Here is a 14,199-nt window from a genome sequence, read left to right as displayed (position 1 = left end):
GTTGATAAAAAACAAGCTAAACCAAGCCTTAAAAACTATTTTTTTGAAATATCAGAACTAATATTCAACAATTAGAAGATTAATTTAGAGGTAATATATATGGAACATGAATACAGTGAAAAAGAAAAACCCCAAAAATGCCCAATACAATTAAGGGATTCTATCGAACATGATAAGGAGGATATAAATACCACGACTCCATTGGAACTTAATTCTCAATACACTAACAGAAAAAGAGCTGGGTTACGGGAACGTTTCTCGACCACTTTGCAACGCAACCTGCCAGGCCATTCTATGCTCGATCGGGAGCTAACCACCGATGGCATGAAAAACCAAGAAAGTCGATTCTCCCCTGCCATGATAATGGACAGAATGATGCATTTCGGGGTCAGAACCAGATTAGGTAAAGTCCGAAATTCGGCGAGTAAACACGGGGGGCAAGTCACCTTCAAATTTGCCCAAACCAAAGGGACCTTCCTAGACCAAATCATGAAACACAAAGACACCTCAGGCGGTGTCTGCGAGTCTATATCTGCTCATTGGATAAGCGCCCATGCCAAGGGTGAAAGCATCTTTGACCAACTCTATGTCGGGGGACAAAAGGGAAAATTTCATATCGACTCACTAGTTTCCATTAAGCAGTTACAGATGGACAGTTATCTAGATGATGAACAAAGTACCATGACAGAGTACTGGCTTGGTACGCAAGGCATTCAGCCAATCATGCAAAAAAACGATGTGGACGAACACTCATCCAAGGTAGTCGGTCAAACCGGTAACAAAGGTACAACAGACCTATTACGCGCTATTCTGGATACGGGTGATAAAGGCTCAGGCTACAAGAAAATTAGTTTTCTCGGAAAAATGGCTGGACATACTGTAGCGGCCTATGTGAATGATCAGAAAGGTGTCATCTTCTTTGATCCCAACTTCGGCGAATTCAGCTTCCCAAGTATAACTTCGTTTTCTCGCTGGTTCACTGACGATTTCTGGCCAAAATCTTGGTACAACCTGGAAATCGGTCTGGGACAACAATTTGAAGTCTTCAACTACGAGCTTAAAAAATCCTAACCTACAACGTGCACTTAACTAATAGAAACACTGTTCTCCAAATCCCACTTTCATCTCTTTAGGACAATCACCAAACTGAAGCCTTATATACCCGTTATCTCTCAAATTGCCTCTTTGTTGGCTGCACTCGCTCACCCCGGTCACATCGTTATCTATGCGCCCGGGGATTCACTCCTTTGCCGTCGCGATGCATCTTGAAATCCATTGGATATAATTAGCATCATCCCCTCACAGTGATAACATTTCCCTTTCCATTTCTTTACAAATATTTACTATTTCTACTGTTTACTACTCGCTATGGAGGGCCTTTAATAAACATCCCGTATTAGCCACAGAGACCTTATCAGCCCACGCCTCAGCAGATACATTGTCCTAACCATAATTATAAAAAGCTATAAATAAATATTTATACCCGTCATCTTTCAAGTTGCTTCTTTGTTGGCTGCACTCTCTCACCCCGGTCACATCGTTATCTATGCTCCCGGGGATTCGTTCCCTTGCCGCCGCGATCCATCTTGAAATCCATTGGGTATATATAGTTATATATAGTTATACTAATTAATAATTTTACAATGTTATTAATTGATATTTTATATTAATTGAGATTAACTATAATCACCCTACCTTATGATTGTGACTTTAAAATCAAAAAATAATATTTTTATATGAACAATCATTTCTATAAATCAAATGGATACAGTCGCTATATAGCTAAATAAATAATAAATTTAATCAACTTGGAGGATTATATGTCACATTTTGAATATGATATCGAAAATAAAAACGACACCTATCAATTAAAAGAAAATGAATATACTGCGGTCAATGGAAAATATTGGGAGTATAAGCGAGATGAAAATGAAAATAAGCCATTTATTCACCTACTGAAAGGCAATCAAGACTATCCAACTTGGATAACCTCTGATATTAAAGAAATGGCTCTATATATTATAGAAAATTTACTTTCTTATAATAAATACTCAACTAAATTACAACAGACTTTGAAACAAGCTGTCGACGCTGTTTTCAATGAATATTCCGAAATAAAATATTCTGAGCTACTGAATAACATTAATAATATATTTAACCTTTTCTTTATAAAAAATTATAACAGCTCTGATATCGATACAGCAATCAATATCTTAATATCAAAAATAGAAATTCACGAAAAATTAGCAAGCATAAATAAGGATAAAGTCGATTCAGATCAAACTAAAGTCGATATATGGCAGGATCTGGAGATTAACGCAGAAGAACCTTTGCTGAAAATATATCGTCAGGCATTCTCTACCGGAGATATCGATGATGAGGTCTATTCAGATGCATTGCTAACTTTTATGTCAGATGGCAATGTAGCATTAAATGATAAAGAAAAATCAGATTATAACCAACGAATCAAAGATAAAGAAGATCTTTTCAAATCCTATAAAGAAGGTATTGAAAAGGTGAATAGTTTAATTTCTGCTAATAATATTAATCCAGGCATTCCCATTATTCATCCAGAAATAAACCAAAGTATCAGCATTGGAGATGACATACTATTAGCTCTACTAGCCAAAGAAGAGGTAGCATTAAAAAAACAACATCGTACCGAGTATAGCCAGAAAGATATTCTTGACCTGCAAACTCTACAAGCTGCTAAGTATCATTTATTAGTCTTATCTTCATTAGGTGCCCTATTATATCAGATTGCTCCTAAAATCGGAAAAATGACTCAAGGTCATGGTGATTATCGCGATATCATTTTTGCCCAAGATCAAGCTGAATTATTATTTAAAAAAAATAATATTCACTATGATACGGATCATGTTCTTTATCAAGAATCAAAACATATTGAAATGGAAGGCTGTATTATTTTAACAGCCGCAATCATTTATCGAATGAGAAAAGAGAATGCCAATGTGGAACAAGCACTTAAGTATTCTACATTAGAAACAATAAAATTATTTGAAAATGACAAGCAAAAACTTAATCCTTTCAATAAAAACAACGTAAAGCCAGCAGGATACTTTTCTTTTATCGATTTTAAAAAGAGAGATAAATTTGATTCACAATATAATTTTAATGAGCAATTTAATGTTTATAAAAACAAATACAGTGATTATGAATCCATTTTACTTAGTAAATTAATACTTTCATCTCCGGCTGCGCAATTAACTACCGAAGAGATTGTTAATCCACCAGAAGAAGCTTTTCTCTATTCAGTCGAACAGGGTATGGGAAATGTCGCCATGATAAAAATGTATCAGGGTAATTGGTTGGTTGTCTCAACAATACAAGGAGGAGTGAAGGCAAGAAAATATTCCCAACAACAAGTTGATAGCCAGCCCACCTTACGTGCTATGTCTAGACCCAATGCACTATTTTTAATTGAGCAAAAAATAGAGATAGGCATGGGGATATTAATGGCAAATAGAATGGTTCGTACAGGAAAAAGACTTTTCCCGATTGGCTATGAACGGGCCAAAACCTTGAGCGGCTTCTCAGAAACAAGCCGATATAAATATTCTTATGACGCATTTTGGAATGATTATTATGGTATAACCTCAGGAATGAATGTCGGAATTAGTTTCACAGGCTCACCTAAATTTAATTTTTATAAAGAAGATAACTTACTTTCTGTTACCACAACGATAGTGCAGAAAGGCTTAAACGATATTGCAATAAAAAGTAAACAATCTCTGGATATTACCTCTGGTTGGCATATCGCGGCAACCATTCTGATTCCTTTCTATAATGTTATCTATAAAGCAACAACCGATAGTGAATATACATTAACGGGAGAGGATGTCGGTTCAATTATCTTTGATACCGCGAATGTGCTGTTAGTTGTTGCTACCCTAGGTATGTCATTGACTGAATCAATGGCCGCTAAAGTCACACAAACTACATTACGCCTCAGACAAGCCGGTCTGACCGGAAGAGCTCTAATTACAGCGGTTATCCGAACATTACCAGAGCATGGCGTAATCACTTTACGCCAATCTTCCCGCATTCTGCTCGGTGGATTAATCGATTTAATCGAACCTTTGCCCATTAGATCAACATTGACCTTAACTTACCGAGGAGTCGTAAGCGCAGTAGGTGTGATAAAAAATAGCATTAAACTTGAGAAAAGTTTCGCCGATATTTTTAACAAAAGCACCAGAGGGCTTGGTAAATTGAAAAATGAATGGCAAGTCAGCAATATTTCACTCGACCGAATGGTAGCTCATGCAAATGAGGGAATATATAAAGGAATCTATTCAATACGCCCTGCTAATGTGGAAACCGAAATTAAACAGAACTACTATATAAAGGAATCTGGTGCTAATTACCAAGTCAAATGGGATGAAACAAACCACACCTGGCGCGTAGCCAATCCAGCTTATCCGCAACAATTTAGTTACTGGCCTGCGGTGAAATTAGATAAAAATGGACATTGGATTACTCATACCGATGTATCTAATAAATTTCTTATCCTGGAGCAAAGTAAAAAAATAGATCAGGAACTTGAAGCAGCACGCAGTAATATTAATAACGATAAAATATTGGATGCATTTATTCATATCAATACCGCATTCAAAAATCATGAAAAGTATGATATCGATAAACTATCAGATATTACTGATACATTAACCCATTTCTTGGAAAAATCTTTAAAACTTGGAGATAAACAAGCCCTACTCAACACAGAGATAGTGAATATCCAACAAGCTTGGATACGTGAAGTCAACTTACCATTACAAAACAATCTATTACCAAAAAACCTAAGTATTTCGGCTGAAAAAATTAATGCCATCAAAACCGAACTACCTTATCTATTGAGGGAAATCTATCCTGTTGGAAATCAATTACCTAATGCATCGGCAATCAATAAAATGGCCCTAGCTATTGAAGAAATACCTAACACACCGATGCCAAAATACTCTTCGGGTAATATCCAAAAAACGATACAATACACATCCATAGAGAGTAACCGCGTAAATATTCCCCCTATCGGGATCACAATAACAGGTAATGATCTCTTTATTAATCAAGTCACTCACGTACTAGATGAAATAAGTGAAATCCCTTCCGGAAATATCGTTATTCAGGAGCTTGAAAAACAGGGTTTAAATATACAACCACCAACGATGGATGCCATTGTACGCGAGAAAAATGGTCAATTTTATGCCCATAATAGCGCCGGTAGCAGTATTGCCTTTGACCCAGAGAATCACTTGATTGGCACAGAAGAAAAACTTGTCGAGGAGCCTTGGCGTTCCCGTGAGCCTGCTATCGCTTTATATCATGAGATGCTACATATCTATTATAATCGTTACCCAACATGGTTTACTTCTATCGATAATAAAATAATTGATCAAAAAGTCAGTGGCGGTTTTTCTTTGCTGGAAGAATCACGCATTGTGGGAACAAAATATTACGCCAATGATAAAAATACGTTATTTGATTTCAGTAATTCTGGCTATTTATTAGAAAACAATTCGGCTTTATTGACTGAAAATAGATTCAGAGCAGAATATGCCATATTCAAAGGTGAAAGCGAGTATGTTATTCAACCTTATTATGGTAAAGGAGATAGTCAAATCCCATTAACAAGTACTAGAATAAGCACAAATGAATCATCCCGCAATGTCATGGGTGTGGGTAGTGGAAAACCTGAAAAAATGCCCGGTGAATCAGCTACTGATTACCATAATAGAGTGAAGGAATGGCGAAAAGGGAATAAAAAACCAGGGATGGATATAGATATTGGATCAGCTGATATGAGAAAAAGAAAAGCACAATTCAGAATTGAGATTTTACAAAAAAAATATCCTCAACTTGAACCACAAAAAATTGAGCTTGGTGGTGCATTCGAATTATGGACAGTACCTAATGAACCGGCGAATAGCTTAATGCTGAGTTCACATGGATATTTTTTCTCTGATAGTGCAATGACGCAAGTCCCTGCGGGAAAAACGATTCAATTTCTTGGTCCCCACGGTCAGACATTATTGGAATCACCGGAAAATCCATTAAATTCTCCCTTTGATGTTACATTGGGTAATAGCGGCTTGACTGTACAACCTTATGCAACAATTAAAGCAGGCAACACAGCAAGTCTGGCTAATGTAAGAATAGATGATAAGACGTTTACCGTGAACGATATTCAGAATATGGCTACCAATGATATTGAAAATTATCTGCTAGCCACTGGAGTAGAAGCCAATACAGTTAATCATGGTAGGGTAAGAAATTACGGTATCAAATATTATGAGAAAATGCCTGATGAGGAAGTGAAAGCGGCAGTATGGAAAAATAGGACAGACAGTACGAATATCAATAAATATGACGCACTATTAGTCAGCCCGGAAGCGGGGAATCGTAAAAAATTGTCCGATATTTTTACGCTGCTGAAAACCAACGAAAGGATGGCAAAATATGATGAAATAACCTTTGTTGCCTGTCGTGAAGAATTGAACAGAATAAATATGAAATCAGTACATGATACCGGCCTTGGCGGTGGTTATGAACCCAAACTACAACCAACGGTGGTTCTTTCTCGTTCAAAACGTTCGGCGACTCTCACGCCCGACGGAGCAATAATTTATTCTGTTATTGCAGTAAATCTGCATTATAATCTCATAACAGAAAAAATTGTTGGTATCGCCCCTTTCCTACTTATGGATAATTAAAAGTTCTCTTTGTATTACTTGAAACACTAATAAATAAGGCGAGAAATATTTTCTCGCCTTGGATTCACATAATAATTACCACCTCACTATTATTGAAATCTTTTCCATAAAAGAATAAACTACACACAGCTCTGTCATTTTCAGAAGATACCTGCACCATGTTCTGCTCAAGAAAAACCGGACGCTTTTTTAAAGGACACTTCATATTCGATAGGCGATAAATGATTATTCGCTATGTGTAAGCGAGTTAAAATTATAATAATGCCAGTAATCCAATACATTCCGCTTCATATCCCCTCGGCTTCATGCCCTCGAAAAAATTGTACATATATTACCAATATCAAATTCGAAGTCGTCGATAGTAATTTTATAAGGAGTCTGTCGCTCAGTGGAAGGAGAATGTAATGAACGCATCCCAACCACTTAGCCTTTGGCATTGTGCTGGAATTGAGAGATGAGATGTGGATCCTCACAGATTTCCGGCCTTATAGTGCCTAAAAGCGGGAGACTATTGCTCCCTGATGACTGGAGGATCCACCCATGAAATTTACTCCTTTTGGCGTCGATATTGCAAAACATTTGATGCAAATTCATTTTGTCGATGAATACACCGGTGAACTTATTGATAAGCAACTGAGGAGGCCGGATTTTTTAACGTTCTTCAGTAACCGCGAACCTTGTCTGATTGGCATGGAAGCCTGTGGCGGTGCGCATTATTGGGCTCGGGAGCTGAGGAAGCTGGGGCATGACGTGCGTTTGCTTCAGGCTAAATTTGTTAAAGCGTTCCGGATGGGAAATAAAAACGATGTTCAGGATGCCCGGGCCATTTGGCTGGCGGTTCAGCAACCCGGCAAATCGATCGCGATTAAAAATGAAGGGCAACAGGCCATTCTGTCATTACACCGAATGCGCCACCAATTAGTCAAATTCAGAACCGCACAAATCAATGCGCTGCATGGTTTGCTACTGGAATTTGGTGAAACCGTGCATAAAGGCAGGGCTTCTCTGGATAAGGCCATGCCTGAGGTACTTGAGCGACTCAGAAAAAAACTGGCCCCGTTCCTGCTTGCTCTGCTTGAAGAGCAATATCATCGTTTGACCGAAATCGACGAACAAATTGAACAAATGGAAAACCAACTAACGGCGTGGGCAAAGCAGAATGCCGATTGTCAGCGGATTATGAAAATTCCCGGTGTCGGTGTCCTGATTGCGACCGCCGCCATCGCGACGATGGGCGATCCCAGCGCATTTCGGTCGGGCAGGGAATTTTCGGCCTATTTGGGCCTGGTACCGAAACAAACGGGAACGGGAGGCCGGGTCAAATTACTGGGCATCAGTAAACGGGGAGATACCTACCTGAGAACCCTGTTTATTCACGGTGCAAGAGTGACCACCTTACTGACGAAAACCCCGCTGCCGTGGGTGACGGCGCTAAAAAAACGCCGTCCGGTCTGTGTGGCGATTGTGGGGATGGCCAATAAGCTGGCTCGCACCGTTTGGGCATTGGTCGCCCATCAGCAGGAATACCAAAAAGATTACATCAGTGTCAGACCTTACTGAGGTGTTTCACTGATCAACTTTCACTTTTAATGACAAGGATGAATGCAGAAAGATTGCTAAGGCAATGATAATGATGACAAAGACAGGTAAGACCGTGACTTGCTAAACCTGATTTATGCTCTGAGCTTAAAGCTCGTTAGGAGAGTGAGGGCTTGGTCAGGGGCCATTGCTGGGCAGCATGGAGCACGCGAAGCACAACCATCGTACCTCTGTCCTTGATGCGATAGACAATCACATAATTAGGTCGCACGACGATTTCACGTGTGCCGCGCATGCGACCGGGGCGGTACAGTTTAGGCTGCTGCGTAGTGAGTTCTATTTTAGCATCAAAGTCTGCGTCAAGCTCAAGCGCGGCTTTAGGGTTGTTTTGTGCGATGTAATCAAAGATACGTTCCCGATCTGCTTCCGCGATCTTTCGCCAAATGATTTTCATGTGCGACCCTGTACAATGCGTTTACGCAAGGCTTCACGTTTGGCGGCAAATTTGGCCTTGACATCAGCGTGAGGGATACCCGGTCCAGGTTCGTCTATAGCTTGCTGCACCTGTTCACGAAACCACGCATCATAGGCAGCGGCCTCGTGGGTACGCTTGAGCGCTTCGGCTCGATCGGGCCTTGAGGTATTGAGGGTGTCGGGGGCGTAGTTTGATGAATCCACATCAAAGCAAACAATGCCCATTTTTTTAAGGTAGGAAACCAGCGTCTCGAACTTGCGAAACAGCCGTACATTACGGCTGCGCTGTGCAGCCAGTGGTCGCTCGTGCATTCCATAGCGCACCATGACTGCCCAGCCACCTAGTTGGCCTACAATGTGCGCTCTTCTGACGGCTCCGGCCTCAACAAGATGGGAGAGGGTGCCGTGGTCAATAGTTTCAGTCATGTTGTCACCTCGCAATTTCTAAATATTTCACAATCCCGCTTCAGGGGTTGACGTTCAATGGTACGAAAACTCACTGTTCTTTCTGCTCTTCTGGATATGTTTTCCAACAGTCTAACTTTATAAACTGGTTCCCTGAGCTAGGGTGAAGTTCATCTACGACAACATTTTCTGGCTCAATCGTGAGCCAGCCACCGTTAAACTCATCTGGAACTTCCAATTGAACATTTTCCCAGTTCTCACCAGTCTTATCTTTTATCAATTCAATAAAATCAATAAATTTCATTTTATGGACTCCCCACATGGACTATTGTAATTTATAGTGCAAACTATAGTAAATTGCAAGGCGTTTAATTGTTGCCTAAATCAATGGCGTAACAAATCGTCCCGCTAAACCAAACAACTCAAGTACTACCCGACATTGGTACTCTGATTCTTGCAGGTCTTCTGCTTGAGTGGCTCCCTTAACATTCAGATGACAGGTTCTCACGTTCCGCACGTAAGCCTGATGCTGGGTCACGCCACCTCTGTGCCGGAGGCCGGGCAGTCAGTAAACAGGCTTCTTCTGCCCTTGTCCCGGGTAGTTATCTGTACGATTCTGTCGCATTAACAAAGAAAGTACGAGTGAAGATGAGGTGATTGATTTTTACTCAGCTAATTGATAGAAAAATGCCGCGGGTGAAATCGGACACCCTTCTTTTTGTCGGTATTGTCCTTTGCGCAACATACAGACCAATTCAATCCCTGCCAACACGGTCTGGGCCCGTCTGAAGTTTTTGAACCCCAGCATAGGACGTGTTCGCCGTTTGATGTTGCGGTGATCCTGTTCAATCAGATTATTAAGGTATTTGTTTTGCCGGATAATGATGTCGTTATCCTTAGGTTTTCCCTGATTTAACTCGTCCACTGCGGCTTTATTGGTGCCACTTTTATCCATCGTCACCACGTCGGGTTGTCCATGCTGACGCATCGCCTTTTTAAAGAAACGCAAGGCGGCCTCCTTATCTCGATGGGCTGTCAACAAAAAATCAACCGTATCGCCGTCTGAATCCACAGCACAGTCAAGGTAACTCCATTTCCCTTTGATTTTGATATAGGTTTCGTCCATTCGCCACCGACGCCCAACAGCAGGCTTGCTCCGCCGATAGCGTTTGACCATCAACGGGATCAGACGATGAACCCAGCGGGAGAGCGTGGAATGATCGACGGTTATCCCCCGCTCAGCTAGCATTTCCTCCAGGTCACGCAGGCTCAGTGCATAGGCCAGATACCAGCGAACACACTGAGCGATGATATCAACAGGATAGTGCAGACATTTGAATGCTTTTCGGATAAGGGACATCGGTGAATCACTCAACAAAAAAACGGCATGATACCCGGACACTGCTTAATACGACAGAACCCTTGAATCTACGGGATAATGAGATCGCTATTTTTAAACGAAGCTGAGGTTATTTATTATCCCAAACCCTCTGACATTAAATGAGGTTAAGACTCTCATTGTCATCATCTATAATTTCACTGTTGAAAAAAAACTGTACATATGAATTTACTAAATTCATATCAATAAATAGTGATGTTATTTTTTAAGAGGAAATATCAAACAGCTAATAAAACACATATTAGAACCATCGAAAATGAAACGGAGAACACCATTGTCCTGGAAAATGGTGAAGATGGAAATAAGCGGATATTTTTTGGTAGTACAGAGACTATTCAGAGTCCTGTATAATTTACTCTCTTTGTTAGATGGCCACTCAGTAAACATTGAGCATGGTCGAATTTAAATGTATTAAGGAGTATATGATGGCTACTTTTCGACTCTTCAGTAATGAATCAGAATACTATCTAGGCGTTAAAGTGAATGATAATGGATCTTATACTGTTGGTGGGTTTTCTGAGCAAGAAATAAATCTTCATAATGTTCGGTCGATCTGGATTATAAATCAAAAAATGGATGGGCTTCAGGCGAGACCAATAAGCATATCCATTAATGGACAATATTTACATTTGACTTCCAAGCATAGCGTGAAGATAAATGGAGTTGATTATCAAGCTATAGATTTGGCTTTTGATAGTGAGAGACAATACATACCTTTTACAGTGGTAGGTCTAGATAACCGTTATTTTATTCGGGTTCTGGGTGAAGAAAAACAGGCTTTGCGTATACCATCACAAATTGCATACATTCCAAGTGCAATTTTGGGCCCTGAGAAATCTGATAGATTGTGGAGTTTAATTCCTGAAAAAATATAATAAGAAAGGTTGAGTTTCACTGTTAAAAAATATCCAGTTGGGGTTCTACGCCGGACAATGGCATTCGGTTAAACTCTTGCCGGGGCATCAAAAGAGTTCCATCGGGTTCTGGGACGCATAGATTTTCGTGGATAGTGTCTCCCAGGCTTCACCCGTTGAGTCATTCCGGCAAGTCCCTCTGAAAGAGCACAATAAAATGATTTTAAATGTTTTTTTATCCCCTGCATCAGCAAAGACAAGTGTTTTACAACGAGAAACAAACAGTTTTTGAAATTCAATTTCTGTTTATTTTCTCTGCTATCAATGCAGTCGCTATCGTTACCTCTGTGATTAATATCATTTTCCGAAATAATATAAGAGTATCCGTGGTTATTTTTCCCTGATATGATTTTCATGAGAAATAGAACAATCAATTTTGTGTCTATTGACCTTTTTCTTTTTCGCCAGGATTTGTCAATTTTTGAGCATGAATCAAAAAAAGTTTTGTTCAGAAAATGATATATACCCGTAATCATTGAAGATGCTTGATTTTATCCGAAATGGAGATCATTATCCTCGCTATGAAAATATTCATTACCGATGAACAAAAAGCCGAACTTGAACATCTCCATCACACCTGCCGTGATAAGAGGGAGTGTGATCGCATCAAAGCGGTTCTGCTGGCCTCTGAAGGCTGGAGTTCAGTGATTCGCTCAGGCCCTGCGTCTTCATGAAACGACCGTTAACCGTCATATCAGCGATTACCTTAATCACCGCAAACTGAAACCCGAAAATGGCGGCTCTCAGAGTTATCTCAGCGAAACACAGACTCAGGAACTTATCGCTTATCTGACCGCGAATCTTCTGCCCACCACACAGGCTGTTATCCGTCTTGTCGAAGCGTGGTGGGATATCCGTTACACCGTTCCCGGCATGAATAAATGGCTGCACCACAATGGCTTCAGTTATAAAAACCGACCGGTGTGCCACACAAGTTCAATGCAGAACAGCAACGGGCCTTAATCTCGTCAGTCAATGTAGCCCGGGCTTCCTGAATAACACAAACCAGCGTGGCGTAACGTCTAGCATCGGCAAATTTTGTCAGGTCTCTGCTGCTCATTTTCCGGCCCTCACGTGCCAGTTTAAGTAGCCGGTTTTGGTGAACGGAAAGTGTAATACCTTCAGGTAATCCCAGCGCTGAGATAGCATTAAGCCGCTCTATATGTTGCAAGACGTTTTTACCGTTGATTTTACCCGGCGGCTGAAGCAGCCAGGCCAGACGGGAAGGTTGTTCACCCTCCGATATAAGCAGGCTGTCCAATGCTAATTTATGTTTTTCTTCAAGTGAGGTAGCGATAAAGCTCAGTTAGGTGTTCCCAGCGGGTTTGTTCTCTCGATGCATATTCATGCCATAAATCAGACGAAACTTTAAGTTGGGAAGCTATTCTGGATACAACGCCATTGTGAGGAGCATTGTTTTTGTCCGGCAGAAACCCGGGGCCACGCAGATAACAAAGTAATACAGCAAAGCCTAGGCGATTTGCTGGCCGTCGGTGTTTATTAATGAGTGCAATATCATTTGCATTCAAAAAACACATTCTGGTCAGAATAATCTCATCATCCGGAATAACCAGTAAGCGATCCTGCTCTTCATTACTCAGTATCTGTCTCCGTGGCATAAATGTTTAGCTCCCATATAGTTCCATGCGTTGTCGATTTATAGTGACCGAAATCGACCCTAATAAGACACAAAAACTGTCTCATTGCATTGTCTTTATGGGGTAAACCCATACAATCCAATAGATTGGTTTAAGCGGAAAATTTCATTTGCAGTTACTGTGAGCCGGTCGAAATGAAATGCAAGCCGAAAAAGGTAAATGCAAGCTCGCAGAGTAGCCAGAGACAGTTACCTGTCTCCAGCCCTCTAAGAACCGTGCGTGCACCTTTCAGCGCACACGGCTCAAGCCTTACCAAGGCCTGATAATGACCCGGTAACCCAACGTGTTTTACTCCTGGATAAATCCCTTCCCTTATGCTCCGCTTCGGGCTATCTGATCCGCGCACGACGCTCAAAGTACTGCCGGTATGTCGGATCATAAGGGGTCGCATTAGCTCTGATCTTGATGTGGCGGACGATCGGGGTACTCGCCATTGAGAACAGGTCGAGATATCCCTGTTCTCCCTTCACATTCCTGAACATCGAGAAGAACACCCATTGACGTAAACCATGGCGACGGAAGTAACGCTTTTGCTTCCATCGGGCTGATTTGTTTGGATGTCGTCGATTTATCCAGATAAGCAGCGCCTGAAACACCTGATGGTCAACGTAAGCAAAGGTCTTTTTCGACACAACATGACGGTAATAATTGGCCCAGCCTCTCAACTTTCTGTTGAGTTGCCGGATCAGGTTTTCCGTTTTGGCGGTTGCATTGGTTTTGATCAGCTCTCGTATATTCCTCAGCATACGTTTGACTGCGCCTTTTGCTGGTTTTATCAGCAACTTGCCACGGTATTTGCATATGTTGAAGCCGAGAAAATCAAAGCCCTCGTCGATATGCGTTATCCGGGTTTTCTCTGCTGAGAGCTCCAGACCCCGCTCTCTGAGAAAGGCAGCTACAGCAGGTTTCACCCGTTCTTCCAGTACTTCTTTCGAACTCCCGGAAATGACAAGTCGAGTCGCCCCGGGGAACCTCCCCCCAAGGCGCTCACGGAACCGGACGTGAACGTCTCCGCTCATCCGGCTCTTCCCATTGAAGCCTGCCCCCATAGTAGCGGCCAGTGGGCAAACAACCTCGTT

11 protein-coding genes and 2 pseudogenes are annotated in these 14,199 nt (G+C 41.2%); 5 read left to right on the top strand and 8 right to left on the bottom strand.

The features are described 5' to 3' along the window. Window positions 1–99 precede the first annotated feature (99 nt). Window positions 100–1,071 carry a YopT-type cysteine protease domain-containing protein gene (locus AACQ38_RS20115; RefSeq protein ID WP_165578917.1) on the top strand — a complete coding sequence of 324 codons (972 nt, stop codon included), beginning with the start codon at window positions 100–102 and terminating at the stop codon, window positions 1,069–1,071. Between the two features lie 18 nt (window positions 1,072–1,089). On the opposite strand, the gene AACQ38_RS20110 is transcribed toward AACQ38_RS20115, so the two are convergent. Then, complete coding sequence (locus AACQ38_RS20110; RefSeq protein ID WP_278249268.1) at window positions 1,090–1,215, bottom strand: hypothetical protein; 126 nt, start codon at window positions 1,213–1,215, stop codon at window positions 1,090–1,092. Window positions 1,216–1,820: 605 nt separating this feature from the next. Between AACQ38_RS20110 and AACQ38_RS20105 the strand changes: the two genes are divergently transcribed. Together AACQ38_RS20105 and AACQ38_RS20100 are read left to right on the top strand one after the other, a co-directional pair. Continuing rightward, window positions 1,821–6,731, top strand: coding sequence for a putative adhesin (locus AACQ38_RS20105; RefSeq protein ID WP_165578916.1), 4,911 nt, complete (start codon window positions 1,821–1,823; stop codon window positions 6,729–6,731). Between the two features lie 540 nt (window positions 6,732–7,271). Then, complete coding sequence (locus AACQ38_RS20100; RefSeq protein WP_165578915.1) at window positions 7,272–8,291, top strand: IS110 family transposase; 1,020 nt, start codon at window positions 7,272–7,274, stop codon at window positions 8,289–8,291. 136 nt (window positions 8,292–8,427) lie between these two features. Here AACQ38_RS20100 and AACQ38_RS20095 read toward each other — a convergent pair whose 3' ends face one another. From AACQ38_RS20095 to AACQ38_RS20075, 5 genes are all read right to left on the bottom strand, one after another. Next, on the bottom strand, window positions 8,428–8,724 hold the full coding sequence (locus tag AACQ38_RS20095; protein WP_165578914.1) for a type II toxin-antitoxin system RelE/ParE family toxin: 297 nt from the start codon (window positions 8,722–8,724) through the stop codon (window positions 8,428–8,430). Then, window positions 8,721–9,170, bottom strand: coding sequence for an antitoxin PaaA2 family protein (locus AACQ38_RS20090; RefSeq protein WP_165578913.1), 450 nt, complete (start codon window positions 9,168–9,170; stop codon window positions 8,721–8,723). The genes AACQ38_RS20095 and AACQ38_RS20090 overlap by 4 nt, the downstream gene beginning before the upstream one ends. Before the next feature lie 70 nt (window positions 9,171–9,240). After that, window positions 9,241–9,453 (bottom strand): hypothetical protein, encoded by a 213-nt coding sequence (locus tag AACQ38_RS20085; protein ID WP_165578912.1) that lies wholly within the window; start codon window positions 9,451–9,453, stop codon window positions 9,241–9,243. A gap of 75 nt (window positions 9,454–9,528) precedes the next feature. Continuing rightward, window positions 9,529–9,687, bottom strand: coding sequence for a hypothetical protein (locus tag AACQ38_RS20080; RefSeq protein ID WP_207631939.1), 159 nt, complete (start codon window positions 9,685–9,687; stop codon window positions 9,529–9,531). Window positions 9,688–9,813: 126 nt separating this feature from the next. Beyond that, window positions 9,814–10,509 carry an IS6 family transposase gene (locus AACQ38_RS20075; RefSeq protein WP_165578935.1) on the bottom strand — a complete coding sequence of 232 codons (696 nt, stop codon included), beginning with the start codon at window positions 10,507–10,509 and terminating at the stop codon, window positions 9,814–9,816. Window positions 10,510–10,973: 464 nt separating this feature from the next. On the opposite strand from AACQ38_RS20075, the gene AACQ38_RS20070 reads away from it, so the two are divergent. Next, window positions 10,974–11,423: a hypothetical protein gene (locus AACQ38_RS20070; protein ID WP_165578910.1), complete on the top strand. Its 450-nt coding sequence runs from the start codon at window positions 10,974–10,976 to the stop codon at window positions 11,421–11,423. A 560-nt stretch (window positions 11,424–11,983) separates the two neighbouring features. Continuing rightward, window positions 11,984–12,427 (top strand): annotated as a pseudogene (locus AACQ38_RS20065) (helix-turn-helix domain-containing protein); the annotation flags it as partial. On the opposite strand, the pseudogene AACQ38_RS20060 reads toward AACQ38_RS20065, so the two are convergent. Together AACQ38_RS20060 and AACQ38_RS20055 are read right to left on the bottom strand one after the other, a co-directional pair. Further along, window positions 12,424–13,081, bottom strand: a pseudogene (locus AACQ38_RS20060) (DUF4158 domain-containing protein); the annotation flags it as partial. The pseudogenes AACQ38_RS20065 and AACQ38_RS20060 sit on opposite strands and share 4 nt — an antisense overlap. Before the next feature lie 368 nt (window positions 13,082–13,449). After that, window positions 13,450–14,199 (bottom strand): group II intron maturase-specific domain-containing protein (locus AACQ38_RS20055; RefSeq protein ID WP_278249267.1); only part of this gene is annotated, 750 nt, incomplete at its 5' end.

It is taken from the genome of Photorhabdus sp. RW14-46, from assembly GCF_963887965.1.
Lineage (GTDB): Bacteria > Pseudomonadota > Gammaproteobacteria > Enterobacterales > Enterobacteriaceae > Photorhabdus > Photorhabdus laumondii.
The sequence above is the reverse complement of the archived record's forward strand: the minus strand, read 5'-3'. Positions and strand labels throughout refer to the sequence as shown.